At 72.4% G+C, this 2,936-nt stretch carries 4 protein-coding genes; 2 read left to right on the forward strand and 2 right to left on the reverse strand.

Annotated elements, in window-relative coordinates:
• The first annotated feature begins 120 nt into the window (after window positions 1-120).
• Window positions 121-588, forward strand: coding sequence for an RDD family protein (locus tag ACZ6AA_RS38445; RefSeq protein ID WP_471463093.1), 468 nt, complete (start codon window positions 121-123; stop codon window positions 586-588).
• Here the strand turns inward: ACZ6AA_RS38445 and ACZ6AA_RS38450 are convergent.
• Window positions 480-1,358, reverse strand: coding sequence for an MmyB family transcriptional regulator (locus ACZ6AA_RS38450; RefSeq protein WP_471463095.1), 879 nt, complete (start codon window positions 1,356-1,358; stop codon window positions 480-482). The genes ACZ6AA_RS38445 and ACZ6AA_RS38450 overlap by 109 nt on opposite strands.
• Before the next feature lie 87 nt (window positions 1,359-1,445).
• Between ACZ6AA_RS38450 and ACZ6AA_RS38455 the strand changes: the two genes are divergently transcribed.
• Window positions 1,446-1,946, forward strand: coding sequence for a nuclear transport factor 2 family protein (locus ACZ6AA_RS38455; protein WP_471463096.1), 501 nt, complete (start codon window positions 1,446-1,448; stop codon window positions 1,944-1,946).
• 121 nt (window positions 1,947-2,067) lie between these two features.
• Here the strand turns inward: ACZ6AA_RS38455 and ACZ6AA_RS38460 are convergent, their stop codons facing one another.
• Window positions 2,068-2,796 carry a chitosanase gene (locus ACZ6AA_RS38460; RefSeq protein WP_471463098.1) on the reverse strand — a complete coding sequence of 243 codons (729 nt, stop codon included), beginning with the start codon at window positions 2,794-2,796 and terminating at the stop codon, window positions 2,068-2,070.
• Window positions 2,797-2,936: the final 140 nt, after the last annotated feature.

Below are 2,936 nucleotides of genomic sequence, written 5' to 3' on the forward strand. Positions count from 1 at the left end.
CTACGAGCGCAAAGCCGAGCACTTCCTGGCCTTCACCAGCATCGCCTGCACCCTCATCTGCTACCGCAGACTCACCAAATGAGATGACGTCTAAGCCGCTCGCCCCACCGGGAGTTCCACTTGAACGACAGCCACGTCCGGTCGACCGCCCCGGCGGCGCACGCGGCCCCCTCCGCGGCACGCGGGTCCACCGCGGCGGTCGTCGACGCGCTGCTCGCCCTGGTGTGCGGCCTCGCCGCCGGAGCCGCGGCGGGGGTCGAGGTCGTGGACGGGGTGGTCGAGCTGCGGCCGGGGTCGCCCGCCGTGTGGGGCGGGGCGGTCGGCGCGCTGTTCGGTGTGTCCTTCGTCAATCACGTCCTGCTCGGCGTGGTCGCCCGGGCCAGTCTGGGCAAGCTGCTGTGCGGGCTGCGGATCGTCCGGGTCGCCGACGGCGGTCGGCCGGGGCTCGGACGGCTGCTGGGGCGCTGGCTGTTCGGGTTCTACTGGGCCGTCGTGTTCGTGCCCGTCCACGTGCTCGCGGACAGCGATGTGGAGCAGCAGGACGCGGTGGGGCTGCGCACCGTCCGCCGGCCGGCGCCCAGGCTCTGACTCCCGGCCCCCGGCGCCGTGAAGTACGCGGCGCTCTCCGCGTCCGCCGGGTAGTACGACTCGATCGCGACCTCGTCCAAGGTGATGTCCATGGGCGTGCCGAAGGTGGTGATGGTCGAGAAGAGGCGCAGTTCGCGGCCGTCGAAGCGGATGATCATCGGGATCAGGACGTCGGACTCGACGTGCGGGCCCGCCTCCTCGGCTTCGGGGGCCAGCAACTCCTCGTAGAGCGCGGTGAGTTCGGCGTCGGGGGCGGCGGCGAGCTGACGGGTGACGCGGGTGCGGAACACCGCGCGTACGTCGGCCAGGTTGACGACGTACTGGGCGAGGCCGCGCGGGTCGAGGCCGAGGCGGAGCAAGTTGGCGGGCGGGCGCAGGAGTTCGGGGGCGACGCCCGCGAAGAACGGGTCGACGGCGCGGTTGGTCATCAGGATGTTCCAGCGGCGGTCGAAGACCAGTGCCGGGTACGGCTCGTGCGCGCGCAGCACCCGCTCGACCGCGTCCCGTGCAGCCGCCAGCGCGTCGTCGCCGAGCGGGCGCTCGGCGTACCGGGGCGCGAACCCGGCGGCGAGCAGCAGCCGGTTGCGCTCGCGCAGCGGCACGTCGAGCTGGTCCGCGAGCCTGAGGACCATGTCGGCGCTCGGGTGGGACTTGCCGGTCTCGACGAGGCTGACGTGCCGCGCCGAGACGTCGGCGGCGAGCGCCAGATCGAGCTGGCTCAGTTGCCGACGCCGCCGCCATTGCCGCAGGAGTTCCCCGACCGTGTACACGATCACCGAGGCTACGTCCCGGTGGCGCCACCCGCCATGACATCGCAGTTCATCGACAGCCCGCGCGACGGTGGCAACACTGCGGCCATGACCACGCAGAACACGAACAAGCAGCACGCGGACAAGCAGCACACGGACAACAAGCTCGTCGTCCAGCAGGCCCTGGCGGATCTGGTCGGCACGGGCGACGTCGACGCGCTCGCGAGGGTGCTGAGCGACGACTTCGTCCATCATCGGCCGGACGCGACGTCCCGTACGAAGGCGGAGTGGCTCGCCGCCGTACGGGCGTCGCCGCTCGGGGACATGGAGGTCGACATCCTGCACATGCTGGCCGACGGCGACCATGTCGTGATGCACTCCCGGCGCCACCGTCCCGGCACGGGCGCCGAGATCACGGGCGTCGACATCTGGCGGTTCGACGACGGGCTGATCGCCGAGGCGTGGGAGGTCCTCGAACCGGCGGCCGAGGCGGCAGCCCATCTGGTGTGGTGGGAGCCGCCGCACGCCCCGGACAGCCTGGCGCATGTCGCCTCGCTGCTCTCCGGCACTCCCACCCGGCCGACGGCCCAGCGACCGCAGGTCAGTTGAGAGCCCAGCGGGGGCGGTCGGCTAACGGCCCCGCGGTCGCCGGTCAGCTGATGGGACAGCGACGGCCGGTCAGCGAGCGGAATAGCAGCTGCCGATCAGCGAATGGAGTAGCGGCTGCCGGTCAGCGGATGGCGTAGCGGCTGCCGAAGGCAGTGACGGTGAACGGGCCGTCCAGCTCCCGATGACCACTCTTGGCGAGCCGCCGCAGCGCTTCGACACGGTCGACGGACGTGCGCCACTCGTCGGCCGTGTCGGCGTTCACGGGGTGGGTCAGGTCGTGGACGCGTACGTCGAAGAACGCGTCCAGCCACGCCTTCTCGCCCGCCTCGGCGGGGGTGCCGACCTTCGCCGTCGTCCGCCGGACCAGGGCGGGCAGGCCGTCCCCGTCGGAGCCGTTCCCGTGCTGGATCGAGGCGTCGTACAGCTCGGCGACGGCCAGCGGGCTGCGGAGGCCGACCTTGTCGGCGGCCCGCAGGGCGGGGGTGAAGTAGCGGTCGTCGACCTGGGCGTCCTGCACCTCGCGGAACACGGGGTCGGCGGCGGCGCGCTTCCACGCGGCGATGTAGGCGGTGTCGGACAGGGGGCGGGGACCGCCGGAATCGCCCGGGTCCGCCCCGTCCGAGGATTCCGAGGACTCCGCGCCTTCCCCGTCGGCCAGGCGCCGGAGTGCGGGGATGAAGCGGGCGAGCGGGTTGTCCGGCTTCTTGTCGGTGTAGGCGCGCACCACCTCCAGGGCGTCGCCGTCGTTCGTGGTGAAGCCCGCCCGGCCCGCGGTGACGCCCCGGCCGTCGTCGAGGTTCTCCGCGTACGCGTACTGGATCTTGGTGGTGCCGTTCTCGAAGACGCTCACGAGCTGGTCCGCCCGGCGGCGCTGCTCGGCGGGGGGGGGGGGAGGGGGGGGAGGGGGGGGGCGGGGACCGCAGCAACCCGGCAGGCAAACTGCAGGCGGTGTGGGGGGGATAAAAAAGGAAGGAGGGGGGGAGAGGGGAG

This window comes from Streptomyces sp. NPDC040610 (assembly GCF_055594065.1).

Excerpts from the sequence above, each read along its gene's own strand:
- ACZ6AA_RS38455 (WP_471463096.1), top strand. The coding sequence starts at position 1,446 with ATGACCACGCAGAACACGAACAAGCAGCACGCGGACAAGCAGCACACG.